The 19,715-nt window shown below is 60.9% G+C and carries 16 protein-coding genes; 10 read left to right on the forward strand and 6 right to left on the reverse strand.

The window, feature by feature from the left end; all coding sequences use genetic code 11:
• Positions 1-102 precede the first annotated feature (102 nt).
• Entirely contained in the window at positions 103-921 is an 819-nt protein-coding gene (locus tag ACR0EZ_RS13455; RefSeq protein ID WP_480613944.1) for a ferritin-like domain-containing protein, read from the reverse strand.
• 84 nt (positions 922-1,005) lie between these two features.
• Positions 1,006-1,467, reverse strand: coding sequence for a peroxiredoxin (locus ACR0EZ_RS13460; RefSeq protein ID WP_480613793.1), 462 nt, complete (start codon positions 1,465-1,467; stop codon positions 1,006-1,008).
• A 68-nt stretch (positions 1,468-1,535) separates the two neighbouring features.
• On the opposite strand from ACR0EZ_RS13460, the gene ACR0EZ_RS13465 reads away from it, so the two are divergent.
• The 4 genes from ACR0EZ_RS13465 (at position 1,536) to ACR0EZ_RS13480 (ending at position 8,075) form a co-directional block, all read left to right on the forward strand.
• Positions 1,536-4,913, forward strand: coding sequence for a YhdP family protein (locus ACR0EZ_RS13465; protein ID WP_480613795.1), 3,378 nt, complete (start codon positions 1,536-1,538; stop codon positions 4,911-4,913).
• Positions 4,914-4,957: 44 nt separating this feature from the next.
• A complete protein-coding gene (queA, locus tag ACR0EZ_RS13470) occupies positions 4,958-6,004 on the forward strand; it encodes a tRNA preQ1(34) S-adenosylmethionine ribosyltransferase-isomerase QueA (RefSeq protein ID WP_480613797.1) in 1,047 nt (348 codons plus the stop codon).
• 112 nt (positions 6,005-6,116) lie between these two features.
• Positions 6,117-7,388: an MFS transporter gene (locus tag ACR0EZ_RS13475; protein WP_480613799.1), complete on the forward strand. Its 1,272-nt coding sequence runs from the start codon at positions 6,117-6,119 to the stop codon at positions 7,386-7,388.
• A 108-nt stretch (positions 7,389-7,496) separates the two neighbouring features.
• A complete protein-coding gene (locus ACR0EZ_RS13480) occupies positions 7,497-8,075 on the forward strand; it encodes a DUF924 family protein (protein ID WP_480613800.1) in 579 nt (192 codons plus the stop codon).
• Here the strand turns inward: ACR0EZ_RS13480 and ACR0EZ_RS13485 are convergent.
• A complete protein-coding gene (locus ACR0EZ_RS13485; RefSeq protein ID WP_480613802.1) occupies positions 8,072-8,506 on the reverse strand; it encodes a hypothetical protein in 435 nt (144 codons plus the stop codon). The two genes, ACR0EZ_RS13480 and ACR0EZ_RS13485, sit on opposite strands and share 4 nt — an antisense overlap.
• Before the next feature lie 214 nt (positions 8,507-8,720).
• Here ACR0EZ_RS13485 and lpdA point away from each other — a divergent pair, with 214 nt between their 5' ends.
• Positions 8,721-10,115 carry a dihydrolipoyl dehydrogenase gene (gene lpdA, locus ACR0EZ_RS13490; RefSeq protein ID WP_480613804.1) on the forward strand — a complete coding sequence of 465 codons (1,395 nt, stop codon included), beginning with the start codon at positions 8,721-8,723 and terminating at the stop codon, positions 10,113-10,115.
• Between the two features lie 138 nt (positions 10,116-10,253).
• Here lpdA and ACR0EZ_RS13495 read toward each other — a convergent pair whose 3' ends face one another.
• On the reverse strand, positions 10,254-11,639 hold the full coding sequence (locus ACR0EZ_RS13495) for a dipeptidase (protein WP_480613806.1): 1,386 nt from the start codon (positions 11,637-11,639) through the stop codon (positions 10,254-10,256).
• A gap of 331 nt (positions 11,640-11,970) precedes the next feature.
• Here ACR0EZ_RS13495 and hemA point away from each other — a divergent pair, with 331 nt between their 5' ends.
• The 4 genes from hemA (at position 11,971) to ACR0EZ_RS13515 (ending at position 16,374) form a co-directional block, all read left to right on the forward strand.
• A complete protein-coding gene (gene hemA / locus ACR0EZ_RS13500; RefSeq protein ID WP_480613808.1) occupies positions 11,971-13,194 on the forward strand; it encodes a 5-aminolevulinate synthase in 1,224 nt (407 codons plus the stop codon).
• A 129-nt stretch (positions 13,195-13,323) separates the two neighbouring features.
• The gene (locus ACR0EZ_RS13505; protein ID WP_480613810.1) at positions 13,324-14,532 is read left to right on the forward strand and encodes a helix-turn-helix domain-containing protein; all 1,209 of its coding nucleotides are present in this window, start codon (positions 13,324-13,326) and stop codon (positions 14,530-14,532) included.
• A 71-nt stretch (positions 14,533-14,603) separates the two neighbouring features.
• Positions 14,604-15,725: a flavodoxin-dependent (E)-4-hydroxy-3-methylbut-2-enyl-diphosphate synthase gene (gene ispG / locus ACR0EZ_RS13510; RefSeq protein ID WP_480613812.1), complete on the forward strand. Its 1,122-nt coding sequence runs from the start codon at positions 14,604-14,606 to the stop codon at positions 15,723-15,725.
• Between the two features lie 82 nt (positions 15,726-15,807).
• A complete protein-coding gene (locus tag ACR0EZ_RS13515; protein WP_480613814.1) occupies positions 15,808-16,374 on the forward strand; it encodes a hypothetical protein in 567 nt (188 codons plus the stop codon).
• A 28-nt stretch (positions 16,375-16,402) separates the two neighbouring features.
• Here the strand turns inward: ACR0EZ_RS13515 and ACR0EZ_RS13520 are convergent, their stop codons facing one another.
• Together ACR0EZ_RS13520 and ACR0EZ_RS13525 are read right to left on the reverse strand one after the other, a co-directional pair.
• Complete coding sequence (locus ACR0EZ_RS13520; protein ID WP_480613816.1) at positions 16,403-17,161, reverse strand: DsbA family protein; 759 nt, start codon at positions 17,159-17,161, stop codon at positions 16,403-16,405.
• Entirely contained in the window at positions 17,158-18,540 is a 1,383-nt protein-coding gene (locus ACR0EZ_RS13525; RefSeq protein ID WP_480613818.1) for a M48 family metalloprotease, read from the reverse strand. The genes ACR0EZ_RS13520 and ACR0EZ_RS13525 overlap by 4 nt, the downstream gene beginning before the upstream one ends.
• On the opposite strand from ACR0EZ_RS13525, the gene ACR0EZ_RS13530 reads away from it, so the two are divergent.
• A complete protein-coding gene (locus ACR0EZ_RS13530; RefSeq protein ID WP_480613820.1) occupies positions 18,539-19,702 on the forward strand; it encodes a pyridoxal phosphate-dependent aminotransferase in 1,164 nt (387 codons plus the stop codon). The genes ACR0EZ_RS13525 and ACR0EZ_RS13530 overlap by 2 nt on opposite strands.
• Positions 19,703-19,715 lie beyond the last annotated feature (13 nt).

A 19,715-nucleotide genomic window follows, 5' to 3' on the forward strand; every position in this document is an offset into this window, starting at 1 on the left:
GGGCCGGTCGCGGTCGGGCAAGTTTGTTGACCCATCCGCAGCGATCCATGCGGAATTCCTGCGGTTCATCGGCGGGATATTGCCGAAATCAACTGAAAAGCATCACTTTGAGACATGCCCGGGCGCAGGCAGGTCTTCGGTCAGCGGCCAGTAGAAGTCGGGCGGCAACCCGGCCTCGGCGCGTTTTTCTTCGTTGAAGGGGGGCTTGAGAACCCCGTGGAAATAGCGCCGGACAAGGGCGTGGAACACATCCTTGGGGTCGGCGTTTTCGCGACCGCAAAGGAAATGGAACCATTTTGAGCCATAAGCCACATGGCCAACCTCTTCGGCATAGATCACTTCCAGCGCGGCGATGGCCTGTTCGGCTTTGGCCTTGCGAAAGATTTCGATCATGCCGGGGGTGACGTCCAGCCCGCGCGCCTCAAGCACCATGGGGACCACGGCAAGGCGGCCCATCAGATCCTCGGCGGTGTCCTCCGCCGCGCGCCACATGCCTGCGTGGGCGGGCAGGGCGCCGTAATGGCTGCCCATGCTTTCCAGACAATCGCAGACCATCTCGAAATGGCGCGACTCTTCTTCGGCGCATTTGACCCAGTCGTCGTAGAACCCGATGGGCATGGGCACATGCCCGAACCGCGCGATGATGTCCCAGTGCAGATCGACCGCGTTAAGCTCGATATGCGCCACAGCATGCAGCAAGGCGATACGCCCTGCCTCGGTTCCCGGTCGCCGTTTCGGTACGTCGCGGGGCGACAGCAGTTCCGGCTTGTCTGGGCGGGCGGGGTTCAGCGGTGGTGTTGCCGTACCGACCTCGATGGCTTCGGCCTCGCCCTTGCGGGCGGCGAACCACGCGGCGGCGTGACGTTTGGACAGGGCGGTTTTCGCCCGCCCGTCCGCCGTTGTCAGAACCTCGGTCGCCATCTGGGTCAGTGTTTGGGGCACTCTGTCGCTCCGCCTGCTTGCTTCGCTGCGGGTGATAGACCGGATGGCGCTCGGGGTCGAGGGTCAGAGGGCCTTGACCGCCTCCAGCACCTCATCGACATGGCCGGGGACTTTGACCTTGCGCCAGACGTGGGCAATCTTGCCCTCGCCATCGATGATAAAGGTCGACCGCTCGATCCCCATCGATTTGCGCCCATACATGTTCTTTTCGACCCACACGCCGTAATCCTCGCAGACGGTCGAGTTCTCGTCCGACAGAAGCGGCGTGGTCAGCCCGTGCTTGGCGACAAACTGGTCATGCTTGGCCACGCTGTCCCGCGAAATGCCGAAAACGTGAGCGCCTGAATCGGCAAAGGCCTGAAGTTGTTCTGAGAAACCAATAGATTCCTTGGTGCAGCCCGGCGTATCATCACGGGGGTAGAAGAACAAAACGACGGTGCCGCCGCGCAGATCCGAAAGTGTCACCTCACCGCCACCGTCGCGCGGCAGGGTGAAGTCAGGGGCTATGTCTGAAATGTCGGGCATTGGAAACTCCGGTAAAGAGATTTAAGGGCTGCCGGTTATCATAGGGCATCCTGGACGGGTGGAAAGGCGTGGATAGCAAATTGGTGCAGCAGAAACAGGAAGGTAACGGGACGGCGGGGAAACCCAAACGTCGCCGTTCCCGTCGCCGTGCTGCCGGAATTTGGGCCATGCGGGGCACGTTGCTACTGGTGGTTCTGGCACTGTTTGCCGGTTTCATGGTTCTGGGGCAGACCTTCCACGCGCCGGTCTGGGTCCGTGACCGGGTCGAGGCCCGGCTGGAACAGAATATGGGCGGGCTGCAAATCCGCTTTGGCGATGTCAGCTTCATCATTCACGAAGGATGGCGTCCCCGGTTGCGCCTGACGGATGTCAGCATCAGCGACGCGGCGGGACAGCAGATCGCTCAGGTGTCGGACATGCGCGCCAGCCTTGCGATGCGCCCGCTGCTGCGCGGGCATGTGCGGCCCAAACGGATCATCCTCAGCGGGGCTCAGATCGCGCTGACGCGTGGGATGGACGGGGCGCTGACCCTGACCGTGGGCGCGGGCAGCGCGCCGGTGCAGGAGGCGCCGAACCTCGCCCAACTGATCGAAACCTCGGATGAGGTCTTTCTGTCGCCGGTGCTTTCAGCACTGACCTCGGTTCAGGTGAATGCGATCACGCTGGATTTCACCGATCTGCGGCAGGGGCGGTCCTGGGTCATGGATGGCGGCCATATTCAGGCCACGCGCAGCGCCAGTGAAATGCGTCTGGCAACCGGGTTTTCCGTGTTGTCGGGCAGGGACTATGCCAGCGAGATCGAGGCGAACTATACAAGCGTTCTGGGTACTCCGGCGGCGAGCTTCGGCGTTTCGATCACCGATCTGCCGGCCGAAGACATCGCCGGGCAAAGCGCGGCATTGGCCTGGCTGCAATACCTGCGCGCGCCGATATCCGGCGCGCTGCGCGGCAGTGTGGATGACCAGGGCGCAATTGGCCCCCTGTTTGCGACCTTGAACCTCGGGGCGGGGGCGCTGCAGCCGAACCCCGAGACCCTTCCGGTGCAGTTCGACTCGGCCCGCACTTATTTCACCTACGATCCGAAACAACAGGCACTGGACTTCAACGAGTTCTCGGTGGTCTCGGCCTGGGGATCGATTCAGGCCGATGGCAAAGCCTTTCTGCAGGGGGTGGAAAACGGCGTTCTGGAAAGCCTGTCCTCGCAATTGCAGTTTTCAGGGCTGAACGTGAACCCCGCGAACCTGTTCCCGGAAGCCTTGGACCTGACGCACGCGGAACTTGACCTGCAGATGAAATTCGACCCGTTCCAACTGCGTGTCGGTCAGTTGACGGTAGAGGATGCGGAACACACGCTGCGCGCGTCCGGCATTCTGATCGGCCTGCCCGATGGGTGGTCGGTCGATCTGGATGCCCATCTGGACGCGATGACCTCGGACGAGGTGCTAAGCTACTGGCCCGAGCGTCTGGCCGCCAAACCCCGCGAATGGGTGACGAAGAACCTGTACGAGGGCGAACTGTCGGATATGGATTTCGCACTGCGGCTGCGACCCGACGAGAGGCCGGATATCTATCTGGATTTCGGGTTCAGCAAGGCCAAGATCCGGTTCGTCAAAACGCTGCCCCCGATTGAAAACGCGCAGGGGCAGGCCATCCTGATCGAAAACAGGTTCACCGCCACCGCCGAAAGCGGTGTCGTGATCGCAGATGAGGGCGGGGCAGTTGACGCCTCAGGGACGTCCTTCATCGTTCCCGACACCGAGATCAAGAAATCCTCACCCGCCATCGCGCGGATCAATGCGGCGGGAAGCGTGACGGCTGCTTTGTCCCTGCTGGACCGTCCGCCGCTGAGCCTGCTCAGCAAAGCGGGGCTGCCGGTCGATCTGGCAGATGGGTCCGTGGCGCTGTCGGGCACCTTGTCTCTGCCCATGAAAAAAGGGTTGCAGTTTCAGGACACCGAGTTCCACTTCTCAGGCGATCTGGGCAACCTCAGCAGTGACGGTCTGGTGCCCGGCTTCGCGGTCAGTGCCGCTCTGCTCGACCTGAGCGGCGATCAGACCGGTGTTGAAATCGACGGGCAGGGCCTGTTCGGAGATGTCCCGATTCAGGCCCGTTGGTATCAGCCGATCGACGGCAAAACCGCACAGCGCAGCGAACTGACCGGGCAGATTGAACTGTCACCGCGCCTGATGGACGAGATCAAGGCGGGCTTGCCGCAAGGCATGCTGACGGGCAAGGGGACGGCGGATATCACACTGGGCATCGGCGCGGGGGAACCACCGAAGCTTAGCGCGTCCTCCGATCTGGTTGGCGTCGCGCTTGCGATCCCGGAACTGGGCTGGCGCAAAGGTGCGAACAGTTCCGGCACGCTGACCGCCGAGGCAACGTTGGGGGATCAGCTAAAGGTGGATTCCCTGCGTCTTGACGCCGCTGGACTGCGCACGACAGCCTCGATTTCCTTCAACGAGGGCGAGTTCGACCGTATGCAATTTAGCTCATTCGATCTGGGCAACTGGCTGGCGGTTCCGGCGGAGCTTGTGTCGCGAGGCTCGGCAGCCCCGGATATCCGCGTTCTGGGCGGCGTTCTGAATCTGGGCCGCTCGACCTTTGGATCAGGCGGCGGTGGCGGCGCGGCATCCAGCCTTAAACTGGACGTCACGCTGGACCGTCTGCAGGTCACCGAGACAATTGCGCTGACCGGGTTCAAAGGCACGTTCCAGACCAGCGGCGGTGTCCACGGGCCCTTTACGGCTCTGGTCAACGGCGGGGCCTCGGTCCGGGGGGAGGTAACGCCGCGCGGTGGGCGCAGCGCGGTCAACCTGAAATCCGACAATGCAGGGGCCGTCCTTCGGTCTGCCGGCGTGCTGACGCAAGCGCGTGGCGGCGGCTTTGACCTGCAGCTCGAGCCGGTCACTGCGCCGGGCAGCTACGACGTGATCCTGAAAATCGTCAACACGCGCATTCAGGATGCTCCGGCCATGGCTGCGCTGCTAAACGCGATCAGTCTGGTCGGGTTGCTGGATGAAATGGCGGGGCAGGGCATCTTTTTCTCGACCATCGACAGCCGGATGCGGATCACCCCGACGGAAATCAAAGTGCTCAGCGGCAGCGCGGTCGGCCCCTCGATGGGCCTGTCTTTTGACGGAACCATCGACACGGTGGCGGGGCTGCTGAACCTGCGTGGCGCGATTTCACCCATCTATCTGGTGAATGCCATCGGCAGTGTCTTCACCAAGAAGGGCGAAGGGGTCATTGGCTTCAACTACACGTTAACCGGGCCGCTGGCCTCGCCCAAGGTTTCGGTTAACCCGCTGTCCGGCCTTGCCCCGCTGTTCCTGCGCAACCTTCTGCGCGCGCCTGCGCCCACCGTCTCGGACGGACCCAACGCCAAGCCGCAAAAGCCGGATGAGGTGAAGAAGACATTCGGGTCACGGACAAGCGACCGGTAAATCCGAATATGGCCGAATCTGTTCCGGCCCTGTAAGGCGCGGCCATGAAACTGAGCGACTTTGATTTCCACCTGCCCGAAGACCTGATCGCCACCCGTCCTGCCAACCCGCGCTCGTCCGCGCGGCTGCTGGTGGCGCAGGGGGACACGATCACTGACAGCCACGCGTTCGACCTGCCGCAATGGCTGCAGCCGGGCGACCGGCTGGTGTTGAACGACACGCGGGTGATCCCCGCGCGCCTGAACGGGCGGCGTCATCGGGACAGCGCGCAGGGGCCGGTTTCCGCCGCGATCGAGGCCACTTTGCTGGATCCGCAGGCCGATGGCACATGGGCGGCCCTGATCAAGCCGCTAAAAAAGATCAAGCCAGGAGAGCGCATCGTTTTCTCGGACGACCTGAGCGCCACGCTCGAGCGGGTGGAAGACGGGCAGGCTTGCCTGCGGTTCAACCTGACCGGCGAAGATTTCGACACGGCGCTGGAACAGGCGGGCGCGATGCCATTGCCGCCCTATATCGCGGCCAAGCGACCAGCGGATGAACAAGACAAGACCGACTATCAGACCATCTGGGCGCGCAACTCGGGCGCGGTTGCAGCCCCCACGGCATCTTTGCATTTTGATGAACCGCTGATGCAGGCGCTGGCGGATCGCGGGGTACATATCAGCCATGTCACCCTGCATGTCGGGGCGGGCACGTTCCTGCCCGTGAAGGTCGAGGACGTGACCACACATAAAATGCATGCGGAATGGGGCAGGGTCAGCGCCACCGCCGCCGAAGAGATCCGGTCCACCAAAGCGGCGGGCGGGCGGATCATCCCGGTCGGAACCACAGCGCTGCGCCTGATCGAAAGCGCGGCACGCGGCGGCCGGATCGAACCGTGGGAAGGTGAGACCGACATCTTCATCTATCCCGGTTTTCAGTTTCAGGTGACAGACGCGCTGATGACCAATTTCCATCTGCCGAAATCCACCCTGCTGATGCTGGTCTCGGCCCTGATGGGGCAGGACCGGATGCGGGACGTCTACGACCATGCCACCCGTCAGAAATATCGTTTCTTTTCCTACGGTGACGCGTCGCTTTTAATCCCGTGAAGGGCGCGTTCCGGGCATCATTTTTCGGGAATGTCGTAGACAAGCGCGACCAGGGCGGGTTTTGATCGCAAAACGGACCCCAATACAGATCGGCATTACTTCGGAGGCCCCAATGATTCAGGTCCTGTCCAGCGCGTGGGCTCTTTTGCTTGGCATGGGGCTGCTGATGGTCGGAAACGGCCTTCAGGGCACGATTCTTGGTGTGCGCGGCGAGATCGAAGGCTTCTCGACCCTGCAGATGTCATTTGTCATGTCTGCCTACTTTGTGGGGTTCCTGGGCGGCTCGCGTTTGGCGCCCGAGATGATCCGCCGTGTTGGTCATGTGCGCGTGTTCGCGGCGCTGGCCTCATTCATTTCAGCGGTCATGATCATGTACCCGATGCTGACCGACCCGGTTGCCTGGGTTCTGGGCCGGGTCGTGATCGGGTTCTGTTTCTCGGGCGTGTATGTCACTGCGGAAAGCTGGCTGAACAACGCCGCGAGCAATGAAAACAGGGGCCAGGCGCTGTCGCTTTACATGATCGTTCAGATGTCCGGCATTATCGGGGCGCAGGCGCTGGTGCTGGCCGGTGATCCGGCGGGGTATGAAACGTTCGTAATCGCGTCGATACTGGTTTCGGTGTCGTTTGCGCCCATCCTGCTGTCGATTTCGCCCACGCCCGCTTTCGATACCACCAAGGCGATGACCCTGCGCGAGCTGATGGGAAAGTCACCGCTGGGCTGCGTGGGCATGTTCCTGTTGGGGGGCGTTTTCTCGGCTCAGTTTGGCATGGCGTCGGTCTACGGCGCCCGGGCCGGTCTGTCGCTGGTCGAAATCTCGACCTTTGTCGCCGCGTTCTACATCGGGGCCATCGTGCTGCAATACCCTCTGGGCTGGTTCTCGGACCGAATGGACCGCCGGTTCCTGATCCTGCTTGTCGCCGCAACGGGGGGATGTGGCGCAATTGCGGGTATGATGTTTGGCATCGCGTTCCCGATCCTGCTGGCTGCGGCCTTCATCATCGGTGGCATGTCGAACCCGCTTTACTCTCTTCTCATCGCTCACGCGAATGACTTTCTGGAACCCGAAGACATGGCCGCAGCCTCGGGCGGGTTGCTGTTCATCAATGGGCTGGGGGCGATTGCCGGGCCGCTGATCACAGGCTGGCTGATGGGCGATACGGTCTTTGGACCGCCGGGCTTTTTCCTGTTTATCGCATTGCTTTTGTTCGCGATGGCCACCTATGCGCTCTACCGCACGACTCAGCGTGCCGCGATTCCCGTGGACGAAACCGGCACAATGTCCACATTGTATCCAACTGCTTCACCTGTTGCGCTCGAGGTGGCACAGGAAGTCGCTATAGAAGCCGCCGAGGCGGACCAGGATACGCAAGATGTTGCCTAGGACACGAGATTATGTCGCCAGTGTTGCAATATGTTACTGTAACAGTTCTGTAAAACGGACTTAAATAAAGTTACGTCCCTGGGGAGGGTGCAAGACGGAGTTTAGGGCATGGTTGGTCCTGAAAGTGTATTGAGTTATTGGTTAGATGAGGTTGGTCCCAAGGGTTGGTATCTGCAGGATGAGGCGATGGACGCCGACATCCGGGATCGTTTCTTTGAGACATGGAAAGCAGCGAATGGGGGCAAATTTTCGCTCTGGCTGACTTATCCAAGCGGCGCTTTGGCGTACATCATCCTGATGGATCAGTTTCCGCGCAACATGTTCCGGGGCGAGGCCAAGGCCTTTGCAACCGACCGCGCGGCGCTGGCGGCAGCGAAATGCGCCATCGACAAGGGCTGGGATCTGAAGATCGACGAACCGGCACGGCAGTTCTTCTACCTGCCGCTGATGCATTCGGAAAACCTGTGCGATCAGGAACGCTGCGTGCGTTTGATGTGCGAGAACATGAGCAAGGACAATTCGCGCAATCTGCTGCATGCAAGGGCGCATCGCGAAGTGATCCGCAAGTTCGGGCGCTTCCCGTACCGGAATGAGGCCCTGTCCCGCGCCACGACCGAGCATGAGGCAGCCTATGTCAGCATGGGCGGCTATGGCGCAACGGTGCGCGAGTTGCAGGCCGCCGGTTAGGCCTCGGGCACGCAACCTCGGATTTCGTTCACCTGGTCGGCGATAACGTCGGCCGAGGTGCTGATTGCCTGATCAATCAACAGCTCGGGCGAGTCCGCCATGTCCGCAAACCGGGTTTGAACGGATTGCAGCTTTTCTTCGATCTGTTCCAATCTGCCCAGCGTCTGACCAAGGCGCTGCGCCGCCGCCTCATCCAGCGCGCCGCCGTCAGTCCGCAGCTCCGCCAGTTCACTGCGTAGGCTCGCTAGCTCGCCGCGCAGGTCCTGCGCCTGATCGCGCAAGGGGGTCACGATCTGCAGGTTCTCGGCAAATTCTGATGTGATCCCGTTGACGGTCGAGGCCAGTTTCCAACCCAGAAACAGGCAAAGTGCCACCAAAATCAGCGTCGCGTTCAGCAGGGCAAGCAAAAGATCTTTGAGCGTTTTGGCCATGGTAAGCCTTTCGAATATCTTGGAATTAAGAACGTGTGCAGGGTTCAACCTCTTCTTTTCTAGCTATTGCGCCCCCTCGGGTATAGGCTGAAAACCGCACAATTCGACCAAATTGACCCTGCGTCGCTTTTGTCGCGGGGCGGTGTGTTGATGCGTTGCGAAAATTAGTTTAATGGTAAACTAAATTTCTATCGACCTGCGCCGAGAGGGACACATGGCTGCACAATCTTTTGATCTGATCGTAATTGGCGCCGGGCCGGGGGGCTATGTCGCCGCAATCCGCGGTGCGCAACTGGGGTTGAAAACCGCAGTGGTTGAGCGTGAGCATCTGGGCGGCATCTGCCTGAACTGGGGCTGTATCCCCACCAAGGCGCTACTGCGCTCTTCCGAGGTGTTTCACCTTATGGAACGTGCCAAGGATTTCGGCCTCAAGGCAGACAAGGTTGGCTACGATCTGGATGCGGTCGTCAAACGCTCACGCGGGGTTGCGGGGCAATTGTCGGGTGGTATCGGGCATCTGCTCAAGAAGAACAAAGTCACCGTGGTGATGGGTGAGGCATCCATTCCCGCCAAAGGCAAGGTCAGCGTCAAGACCGACAAGGGCACCGAGGATCTGACTGCGAAGAACATTGTCCTAGCAACCGGTGCGCGGGCGCGCGAACTGCCGGGTCTTGAGGCAGACGGTGATTTGGTCTGGACCTACAAACACGCGCTGCAGCCGCCCCGCATGCCCAAGAAACTGCTGGTCATCGGTTCGGGCGCAATCGGCATCGAATTCGCCAGCTTCTACAACACGCTGGGCGCGGATACGACCGTTGTCGAGGTCATGGACCGCGTTCTGCCGGTGGAAGACGCCGAGATCAGCGCGCTCGCCAAAAAGGCCTTTACCAAGCAGGGCATGAAGATCATGGAAAAGGCGATGGTCAAGCAGCTTGACCGCGCCAAGGGCAAAGTGACAGCGCATATCGAGGTCAAGGGCAAAGTCGAGAAACACGAGTTTGACACCGTGATCTCGGCGGTTGGCATCGTCGGCAATGTCGAAAACCTGGGGCTGGAAGCGCTGGGTGTGAAAATCGACCGGACCCATGTTGTGACCGATGAATATTGCCGAACCGGGGTCGATGGCCTCTATGCCATCGGCGATATCGCGGGTGCGCCCTGGTTGGCGCACAAGGCCAGCCACGAGGGCGTCATGGTCGCCGACCTGATCGCCGGCAAGCACGCGCATCCGGTGAAACCCGAAAGCATCGCAGGCTGCACCTATTGCCAGCCACAAGTTGCATCGGTTGGATATTCCGAAGCGAAGGCCAAAGAGCTTGGCTATGACATCAAGGTCGGGCGCTTCCCCTTCATCGGCAATGGCAAGGCCATTGCTCTGGGCGAACCCGAAGGTCTGATCAAGACCGTGTTCGACGCCAAGACCGGAGAACTTCTGGGCGCGCACATGATCGGCGCTGAAGTGACGGAACTGATCCAGGGCTATGTCGTCGGCCGCCAGTTGGAGACCACGGAAGAAGACCTGATGAACACCGTCTTCCCGCACCCGACTCTGTCGGAGATGATGCACGAAAGCGTGCTGGATGCTTACGGTCGCGTAATCCACATGTAGGGATAGGGGGCTCTGCCCCCGCCGCGGCAAGCCGCGACTCCCCCGGGATATTTATGGGCCAGATGAAGCAGGGGATCCGTTCTTCATCTGGCTGAAAATATCCCGGAGCGCGAGGCAGAGCCTCGCAAAATCCCTGAGTTATTTGCTGAGCGCTTCCAATATCCGGGCCCAGGACCGGATGCCTTTGTGGAAGCTTTTCACGTCGTATTTCTCGTTCGGCGAATGAATAGCGTCGTCTTCATTGGCAAATCCGACCAGCATCGAATCCAGCCCGAGCACCGTGTTGAAATAGCCGACGACGGGGATTGATCCACCCATGCCCGTAAACACGGCCTCGCGGTCCCATTCGTCTGACAGCGCGCCACGGGCGGTTTCAAACTCAGGTCGATCCAGGTTCATGACCGAGGCCGGGGACCCTTCAAGATCGTTGTCCCACACAACCTTCGCATCAGGGGACAGGCGATCCTGGACGTGCTTGCGGATTTTGTCGCGCAGCGCGTCAGGGTCCATGTCGCCCACCAGACGGCAGGTGATTTTGCAGTGGGCCTCGGACGGGATCACCGTTTTCGAACCTGCGCCGTTGTAGCCGCCCCAAAGCCCGTTCACTTCCAGCGTCGGGCGCGCCCATTGTTGTTCGAGGGTGGAATAGCCCTTTTCGCCGTGGGCCTGCGTGTATCCGACCGAGTTCAGGTACTCGGCCTCATCAAACCCGCAGCCTTCCCATTGGCGCAACAGCTCAGCCGGAACCTCGTGGACGCCTTCGTAGAATCCTTCGACGGCCACCCGCCCGGTTTCCTCGTCATAGAACGATGCGACGATCTTCGACAATTCCCGCAGCGGGTTCAGGCCGGGGCCGCCATAGTGGCCGGAATGCAGGTCGATACGGGGGCCGACAATAGTGAACTCATCCTTCAGCATCCCCCTGAGTTGCGAGGCGATGGACGGCACCCCGCGCGACACCATCGATGTGTCACAGACCAGCGCGAGGTCGGCCTTCAGTTCGGCAGCGTTTTCCTTGAGGAACGGCACCAGCGACGGAGAGCCCGATTCCTCTTCCCCTTCAAAGAAAAAGGTGATGCGGCAGGGCAGGGTGCCGTGGACCGCTTTCCAGGCGCGGCATGCCTCGACAAACGTCATCAACTGCCCTTTGTCGTCAGAGGCACCGCGCGCCCGGATCACCGGGCCGTGTTCCGTTTCTTCGATCGCCGGGTCGAACGGGTCGCGGTTCCACAGGTTCAGCGGGTCCACCGGCTGGACATCGTAGTGGCCATAGAACAGCACATGCGGCCCGTTTCCGCCTTCCCCAACATGGCCAACGACCATCGGGTGTCCGGGTGTTTCCCGTTTCTCGGCGGCGATACCGATGCTCTGCAGATCGGCAACCAGCCAGTCGGCGGCCTGATCGACCTGTTCTTTATAAGCCGGATCGGTTGAGATGGACGGGATGCGCAACAGCTCCATCAAACGGTCAATTGAAGTTTGCAGATCGTCGTCGATCCGGCTCAGCACGGCGTCCAAGGACATGGCGGGCTCCTGCTTTGGTGGTGTTTGCGGGAACCTAACAGGGTTATACTTGCCGTCCAGTGGGCAAGGCGTTGAAATTCGTCTAATATCGGAAACCTGCCGATGCTGGATATAGCGCCTGCGTCGTTTCCTCGCGCTTGAAGGCCGTAACTTTGCTTGTCGGAGAGGGACCAAACTTATATTTGATGCAAATCAAAGTTGGGTTCTGCGGTTCGGCTGTAGTGAGTTGAAGCATACGAACGCAAAATAGCCGCCTGAACAGAGCACTCTGTTAAAGCGGTGGAATTTTGTCCGGGGTGGAAATCCGCGCCGGGCAGTCAAGGAGGGTCCGGTGGACTATACTGCTCAGCTCGATACAGCGATTGCCAGGCTGCATGACGAAGGACGTTACCGGACCTTTATCGATATCGAACGCCGCAACGGGCATTTCCCCCACGCGGTACGGACCCGCCCTGATGGCTCGCAGCAGAACATCACCGTCTGGTGCGGCAATGACTATCTGGGCATGGGGCAGCACCCGGTTGTCCTGGAAGCGATGCATGACGCGGTTGATGCGGCCGGTGCCGGATCGGGCGGCACGCGCAACATCTCGGGCACAACGGTCTATCACAAGCGGCTTGAGGCGGAACTGGCCGATCTGCACGGCAAAGAATCCGCCTTGCTGTTCACCAGCGCTTACATCGCCAATGACGCAACGCTCAGCACGCTGCCCAAGCTGTTCCCTGGCCTGATCATCTATTCCGACTCGCTGAACCATGCCTCGATGATCGAAGGCGTGCGCCGCAATGGCGGGGCCAAGCGCATCTTCCGCCACAACGACGTCGCCCATCTGCGCGAATTGCTCGAGGCTGACGATGCCGCCGCGCCCAAGCTGATTGCGTTCGAGTCGGTGTATTCGATGGATGGCGATTTCGGCCCGATCGAAGAGATTTGCGATCTGGCCGATGAATTCGGTGCCCTGACCTATATTGATGAGGTCCACGCGGTTGGCATGTACGGCCCCCGCGGTGGTGGCGTGACCGAGCGGGACCGTCTGGCCCATCGGATCGACATCATCAACGGGACGCTGGCCAAGGCCTATGGCGTTATGGGTGGATACATCGCGGCCAGCGCCAAGATGTGCGACGCGGTGCGGTCCTATGCGCCGGGGTTCATCTTCACCACGTCGCTGCCGCCGGCGATTGCTGCTGGTGCTGCGGCCTCGGTCGCGCATCTCAAGCGTGCGCCCGAACTGCGCGAGCAGCATCAGACCCAGGCAAAGATCCTCAAGCTGCGGCTGAAGGGGATGGGTTTGCCGCTGATCGATCACGGCAGCCACATCGTTCCGGTCATCGTGGGCAACCCTGTCCACACGAAGAAACTCAGCGACATGCTGCTGGACGACTATGGCATTTATGTGCAGCCGATCAATTTCCCGACCGTCCCGCGCGGAACCGAGCGTCTGCGCTTTACCCCATCCCCGGTGCATGGACCCGACGAAATGAACCGTCTGGTGCAGGCGATGGACGAACTTTGGTCACATTGTGCGCTAAATCGCGCCGAACTTGCAGGCTAACGTCACGGTTAAGTGTGCAACTGGTTTGTCGCATGTTAAGCTTACGCTAACAAAAACAACGGACGAATCGTTAAGGGAATGATTCGCCGTTAGCGCGAAACGCGCGACAGGCAAAATGGGGCGGCAGGAATGATTGGGCGCAGATCTCAGCGCGATTCCGAAGAGGACACGGATGTCAGACCGAAAGGTTATGACGACTATGAGGTTCGGCTTGGCGATATGATGCGCGGTGAACGCGCCACCATGGGCAAGTCGCTTCTGGACGTGCAGCGCGAATTGCGGATCAAGGCCACCTACATCGCCGCCATCGAAAACGCTGACCCCGATGCATTCGACACACCCGGCTTCATCGCCGGGTATGTGCGTTCCTACGCCCGCTATCTGGGCATGAACCCGGACGAAACCTTTGCCGCCTTCTGCAAGGAAAGCGGGTTCGAGGTCGCTCATGGCATGTCGGCCGAGGCCTCGGTGGTGCGCAAACCCCTGGGCGGCACCCCGGCGCGCGGTCCGATGGGGCATGATCCGTTTATCTCTCCGAATACGCCGTTCGTTCCGGGCCGCGAGTCTTTGGTCAGCCAGATCGAACCTCGCGCCATCGGTTCCTCGCTGGTGCTGCTGATGCTGATCGGCGGGATTGGCTATGGCGGCTGGTCGGTTCTGAACCGGATTCAGCAGGTGCAGGTCAGCCCGGTTGAGCAGGCGCCCGTGGTGCTGGCCGATCTCGACCCGCTGGACGCAGCGCGTAACAACAGCGACACGGTCGAAACAGCGGCTGCCCCGACGGCAGAGGCGCTGGATCGCCTTTATCGCCCGCAGGCGCTGGACGTTCCGGTCCTGGTTGCCCGCGACGCCCCGATCTCGACCCTTGATCCGCGCAATGTTGGCACCTTCCGCCCGCCGGAACTGCCAAAGGCCGAACTGGCCGAGGTGCATACGGTCGAAAGACCGGCGCTGCCGCAGGTGGTCGAGCAGATCGATACGACCCTCAAGATCGTGGCCGTCAATCCGGCATGGATGCGGGTCACTGCCGCCGATGGCAGCGTGATCTTCGAAGGCACGCTGGGAACGATTGAGCAAGGCAACGTGTTCGAAGTCCCCCTGACCGAAGAACCCCCGCAACTGCGCGCTGGCGCATCCGGATCTGTGTTCTTCTCGATGAACGGTGAACATTTTGGTCCCGTGGGCGCGCCGGGAACGGTCGCCAAGGGCGTTGTTCTGTCGAAGGAATCAGTGGCCGAAACCTATGCGGTTGCCGATCTGGAAGCCGAACAGAACAGCGCGCTGAAACAAGTCGTGGCCGAGCTTCAGTCGCAGGCGACAGAAGAGCCTGCCGAGTGATCTAGCCATTGCGGAGCACGGGTTGCCGGACTATCTAAAGGCGCAACCCAGGCAGACGCGGACCGGTCCTCATGTCCCTTAATCACGTACGTCCATGGCGCGATATCTATCGCCGCAAATCCCGTCAGATCATGGTCGGGACCGTGCCAGTTGGCGGGGATGCGCCCATTGCCGTGCAGACCATGACCAACACCCTGACCACCGACGTAGCAGCAACCGTGGCTCAGGTTCAGGCCGCAGCCGAGGCTGGCGCGGATATCGTCCGCGTCTCGGTTCCGGATGAAGCCTCGTCAAAAGCGCTGAAAGAGATCGTGCGCGAAAGCCCGGTGCCGATCGTGGCCGACATCCATTTCCACTACCGTCGCGGGATCGAAGCGGCCGAGGCTGGGGCTGCCTGTCTGCGGATCAATCCGGGCAATATCGGTGATGAGAAACGGGTGAAAGAGGTCATCAAGGCGGCGCGCGACCACAATTGTTCGATCCGTATCGGGGTGAACGCGGGCTCTTTGGAAAAGCATCTGCTTGAAAAATACGGCGAGCCATGCCCCGAGGCGATGGTCGAAAGCGGGCTGGAACATATCCGCATTCTTGAGGACAACGATTTCCACAACTTCAAGATCAGCGTCAAGGCCAGCGACGTCTTCCTGTCGGCTGCCGCTTATCAGGGCATTGCCGAAGCCACCGACGCGCCGATCCATCTTGGCATTACAGAGGCCGGCGGGCTGGTCAGCGGCACCATCAAATCGGCCATCGGTCTGGGCAATCTGCTGTGGATGGGCATCGGCGACACGATCCGCGTAAGCCTGTCCGCCGATCCGGTGGAAGAGGTCAAGGTCGGGTTTGAGATCCTCAAATCCCTCGGCCTGCGGCATCGTGGCGTCAACATCATCTCCTGCCCCTCCTGCGCGCGTCAGGGGTTCGACGTGATCAAGACGGTCGAGGCGCTGGAACACCGGCTGGAACACATCAAGACGCCCATGTCCCTGTCGATCATCGGCTGCGTCGTGAACGGACCGGGTGAGGCGTTGATGACCGACGTGGGCTTCACCGGCGGCGGGGCCGGGTCGGGGATGGTCTATCTGGCGGGCAAGGCCAGCCACAAGATGTCGAATGAACAGATGATCGATCACATCGTCGAGCAGGTCGAGAAGAAGGCGGCTGAACTGGATGCTGCTGCAGAGGCGGCGGAGTAACTCACCATTCCGGAATGCCTTCATTCGGTCGAATTTCCGTTCCAGAACTGGCTGAACAAAATCAGTTTTCGGAGCGATTCCCTTGCATTTTAAGTTTTCGGCGGCGTTGGTCGCTACGGTGCTTCTGACGGCATGCACCAGTCCTTCAAGCGAATATGATAACAGACCGGGTTTTGTGAGTGTTCCGGTGCCGCAGCCAACAGCCGGAACACAGCTGGGATATCTGTCTGTTCATGTTTCGGGGTATAATGAAAGCGGGACGAACACGCTGGCCCGGGTGCGGATCGGACCGGGCGGACAGGGCAATCCGTCACGAAAGTCGACGATCATCAACGCTGACCCGCAACTCGCTTCGCGCGTGGCGGTATCTTTGCGGGACGGACAGGATAAAGCTGCGGCGCTGGGTTTGGCCAAGCAGATTGCGAGAGCAACTTATTGCAGGTCGGGGCCGATTACCGAAAACACCGGGATACGCCGTTACACGAAACCCGAGGATCTGAATGCCATTCTTGCCGAAAGTACCCGGCAAGGTCGCGATGTCATACCAGCGGGAATCAAAGGGCAGCCAGTGTCTGCGACGCGTTTCAGCAGAGATGGAACGCCTGAGTGGTTCGTATCTTTGAAGTGCAACGCGCCCTATCCGTACTAGGGTAAGGCGCGTTCAAAAAACGCTCCAATCACCCCTGTTCAGCCCGAACTCCATCGGCAATCTGCTGCATCTGCTCTGCTGGCAGGAACCCCCGCAGCATTTCGGTGCCCAGCACGAAGGATGGCGTGCCGGTGATCTGCATCCGTTGCGCCAGCGCGCGGGTCTGGGCGATTTCCTCGGTCACTTTATCGCTGTCCATCGCGGCAATGATCGCGTCGCTGTCCAGCCCCAGACCGTCCGAGATACGGCGCAGGGTGACTTCGGAGGGTTCTCCACTGAACTCCAGCAATGCGTCATGCACCTGCTTGTAGGCATCGCCCCCGGCCACATGTTTGGTTGCGACCGCAAACCGCGAGGACAGGACCGACGCTTCGCCCAGAATCGGGAACTCCTTGATCACAAGGCGGATGTTGCCGTCTTCGGCCAGTAGGCTGGTCACCTCGGGCACGGCGCGGCGGCAATAGCCGCAGCGATAGTCCATGAACTCGACCAGCGTGATATCGCCCTCGGGGTTGCCGCCGACCCAGCTATAGCCATCGTCGAACAGCTCGTCGGCATTTGCTGCGACCAGTTCCTTGTCGGCCAGCGCTTCGGCGGCGGCGTTGCGTTGTTCCAGAATATTGATCGCCTCGATGATCACCTCGGGGTTTTCCAGCAGGTATTCACGGACCTGCGCGCCGAATTCGTCTTTCTCGGCCTGGCTCATGGCGTTCAGGTCCAGCGCCTGTGCAGGACTGGTGAGCATGGAAAGCCCCAGAAGGGCGGGTGCTGCATGTCTGAGGATCATTTCCGTTTCCTTTTTTCCTTTTCGGCGCGTTGTGAAGCAATCAACACATCCTGCGCCCTTTGCCAACCCGGTGAGCCTTCGGGCAACTGCCCAATGGCCCGTTTTGCGTGAATGCCTGCGTCGGCGAGCTTGCCTTGCAAAGCGTATCGTTCTGCGGTGACGGTCGAGGCCATCCCGTTATTGCCAACCTTGGCGTAAGCCGCACCCAGATCGCGCATCAGCCGGACGTCGCGATAGTCCCGAGCGCGTGCTTTTTCAAGGGCTTGCAGGGCTTCGTTCGTCTTGCCATGCGCCAGCAAGGCGCGGCCATACCCGGCGAGGATCAGAGAGTCATTGGGGGCCATGTCCACGGCCTGGCTGTATGCTGCAACAGCCTCGGACAACTGTCTGTTTTCCAGCAGGATTTGCCCTTTCAGATCATAGTAGAAAGGATCGTCGGGGCGCATTGCCAGTGCCTCGTCAATCGCGGCGCGGGCACGGGCCAGATCGCGGTTCTGGTGATGGGCCGAGGCCTCGCGCATCATGCGGATGTCGTAATCGGTTTCCTCATGTGACCGGCGCAGGGTCCAGGCGGGCGAGCGCAGAAATGCCGAGAGTTTGCCCTTGACCCGCGCAAACCAATAATCGGCATTGGCATTGGGCTGCGCCTTGTCGCCGAACTGATCCAGAAAGGTTTCGGCAGCGCGCAAGCGTTCGCGGCTGGTGGGGTGCGAGCGCATATAGGGGTCCTGATTGGCCGGGCTCAGCAGTTCCTGACCCGCAAACTTCCGGTGCAGTTTGACCATGCCGCTGGGCGAAATGCCCGCCCATCGCAGATAACCGGCGGCGCTGCGGTCGGCGGCAGATTCCTCGGCGCGCGTGTGTCCCAGAAAACTGCGCAGGGCGGCGGATTGCGTGCCCGCAGCGATGCCTGCGGCGGCCTCTCCGCCACCGGCGGCACCGGCGATCAAGGCAAGGGCCGTTCCCAAACCCGCCTTGCGCTTCGCAGCTTTCAGGTTCTCGGCGCGCCGGGCCAGATGGCCGTTGGCGATATGCGCGGCTTCATGCGCGATCACGGCCTGCAGCATGTCGGGGCTGTCCACCGTCAGAATCAGCCCGTAATTCAGATAGATGGCGTTGTAATCGATGACGAAGGCGTTGAAGGTGCTGTCATTGACCACAAGGATGCGAACCCGGTTGGTGTTCAGCCCAGCGGCGCGCAGCACCGGAAAGGCCAGTTCGCGCAGCCCGTGTTCGATATCTGGGTCCCGGATCAGGCCTTGTGCATGGCTTTGCGCGGCGGCTGCCAGCCACATCACCGCAGCCAGCATCAGGGCCGGGATTGACGCCAGCCGGGATACGCGTTCAAAAGCCATGTCAGAAACATGGGAGATGGGCATGAGAAACTCAACCCGGTCCGGGGTCGATCCTTTCATTGTGATGGATGTGATGGAGGCCGCGCGCAAAGCGGAAGAGGCCGGGCGACATGTCATCCATATGGAGGTCGGCCAGCCCGGAACCGGTGCCCCCAAAGGCGCGACCGAGGCCTTGGCAAGCGCAATGGAACACGGCCCGCTGGGCTATACCGTGGCGCTTGGTTTGCCCGCATTGCGCCAACGCATCGCCCGGATGTATGGCGAATGGTACAACGTCGATCTGAATCCTGACCGGGTGGTGATCACGCCCGGATCCTCGGGCGGTTTTCTGCTGGCTTTCACGGCACTGTTCGACAGCGGAGATCGGGTCGGGATCGGTGCGCCGGGCTACCCCTCGTACCGTCAGATTTTGAAAGCGCTCGGTCTGGTTCCGGTCGATCTGCCGACCGCGCCGGAAAACCGGCTGCAGCCGGTTCCGACCGATTTCGCCGGGTTGGACTTGCAGGGGCTTATGGTTGCCTCGCCCGCTAACCCCACCGGCACCATGCTGGATCATGCGGCGATGTCGTCTCTGATCGACGCGGCGCAGGGGCAGGGCGCATCCTTCATCAGCGACGAAATCTATCACGGGCTGGAATATGAGGCCAAAGCCGTCACCGCGCTGGAACTGACGGATGAGTGCTACGTGATCAACTCGTTCTCCAAGTATTTCTCGATGACTGGCTGGCGCGTGGGCTGGATGGTGGTGCCCGAGGATCAGGTGCGCGTGGTCGAGCGCATCGCGCAAAACATGTTCATCTGCGCGCCGCATGCCAGTCAGGTCGCGGCCCTGGCGGCGATGGACTGCGAGGATGAGTTGCAGGCCAATCTGGACGTCTACCGCCGAAACCGTGCATTGATGCTGGACGGTCTGCCCAAGGCCGGATTCACCAATATCGCGCCTCCTGACGGGGCGTTTTATGTCTATGCCGACGTGTCGGACCTGACCGATGACAGCCGCGCCTTTGCGGCCGAGATCTTGGACAAGGCCGGGGTCGCTGTGACGCCGGGGCTGGACTTCGACCCTCAGCGCGGCCACAGGACGCTGCGCTTTTCCTACGCCCGCGCCACCGCTGACATTCAGCAGGGGCTGGACCGGTTGCGTATCTTCATGGCGGAACGCGGGGCAGTCACGGAACAGGCCTGAGCCGTTCACAAAC

Source organism: Ruegeria sp. AK4 (genome assembly GCF_056541025.1).

Bases quoted from the DNA above. Each gene is read 5' to 3' on its own strand.
- ACR0EZ_RS13455 (WP_480613944.1), bottom strand. From the start codon at position 921: ATGGCGACCGAGGTTCTGACAACGGCGGACGGGCGGGCGAAAACCGCC.
- ACR0EZ_RS13460 (WP_480613793.1), bottom strand. From the start codon at position 1,467: ATGCCCGACATTTCAGACATAGCCCCTGACTTCACCCTGCCGCGCGAC.
- queA (WP_480613797.1), top strand. From the start codon at position 4,958: ATGAAACTGAGCGACTTTGATTTCCACCTGCCCGAAGACCTGATCGCC.
- ACR0EZ_RS13475 (WP_480613799.1), top strand. From the start codon at position 6,117: ATGATTCAGGTCCTGTCCAGCGCGTGGGCTCTTTTGCTTGGCATGGGG.
- ACR0EZ_RS13480 (WP_480613800.1), top strand. From the start codon at position 7,497: ATGGTTGGTCCTGAAAGTGTATTGAGTTATTGGTTAGATGAGGTTGGT.
- ACR0EZ_RS13485 (WP_480613802.1), bottom strand. From the start codon at position 8,506: ATGGCCAAAACGCTCAAAGATCTTTTGCTTGCCCTGCTGAACGCGACG.
- lpdA (WP_480613804.1), top strand. From the start codon at position 8,721: ATGGCTGCACAATCTTTTGATCTGATCGTAATTGGCGCCGGGCCGGGG.
- ACR0EZ_RS13495 (WP_480613806.1), bottom strand. From the start codon at position 11,639: ATGTCCTTGGACGCCGTGCTGAGCCGGATCGACGACGATCTGCAAACT.
- ACR0EZ_RS13505 (WP_480613810.1), top strand. From the start codon at position 13,324: ATGATTGGGCGCAGATCTCAGCGCGATTCCGAAGAGGACACGGATGTC.
- ispG (WP_480613812.1), top strand. From the start codon at position 14,604: ATGTCCCTTAATCACGTACGTCCATGGCGCGATATCTATCGCCGCAAA.
- ACR0EZ_RS13520 (WP_480613816.1), bottom strand. From the start codon at position 17,161: ATGATCCTCAGACATGCAGCACCCGCCCTTCTGGGGCTTTCCATGCTC.
- ACR0EZ_RS13530 (WP_480613820.1), top strand. From the start codon at position 18,539: ATGAGAAACTCAACCCGGTCCGGGGTCGATCCTTTCATTGTGATGGAT.
- ACR0EZ_RS13525 (WP_480613818.1), bottom strand. From the start codon at position 18,540: ATGCCCATCTCCCATGTTTCTGACATGGCTTTTGAACGCGTATCCCGG.